The 456-nt window shown below is 40.4% G+C and carries 1 protein-coding gene; it reads left to right on the plus strand.

Going from position 1 to position 456, the window contains the following annotated elements; translation table 11 throughout:
- The first annotated feature begins 76 nt into the window (after positions 1–76).
- The gene (locus A3735_RS21655; protein WP_068510934.1) at positions 77–421 is read left to right on the plus strand and encodes a hypothetical protein; all 345 of its coding nucleotides are present in this window, start codon (positions 77–79) and stop codon (positions 419–421) included.
- The last annotated feature ends 35 nt before the right edge of the window (positions 422–456 follow it).

Raw genomic sequence — 456 nt, forward strand, 5'->3', positions numbered from 1 at the left:
CGGAAAAACACCCGTGGGCTGGACTCGCTCTGCTACGCGTCGCTCGCCGCAAAGCACGGCGTTATAGGCTCAAAGTATGAAAGTCGTGGCTACAATATTTCTTAGCTTTGTATTAGCAATTAGTATCTATGCTATTGGTAATGGGCTTAACGATAAAATTAGAGGGTATTTTTCTCAGGCTACATTTGAGCAAGTCTTTACGAAAGAGCAGATTTACAATAAAACGCGAGAGCAGCTAAATAAGTTAGCATTAAACCCTGAATATCTGCCAAAGCTTAAAGAGGCATCTAAAAAAAATACCAAGCAAGCAAATAGATATATTTATAGTATTTGGGCGTTGCAATTAGTGTTGCTCGCATTGCTTTCGCTTGGTTGTGGAACGGTTGTAAAGAAAGTGCTACAAACAAATGAAAAGCTATAACAAGTTGCTCAAACGGACTCCGCAAAATGTGTCGC

Source organism: Oleiphilus sp. HI0061 (assembly GCF_001635675.1).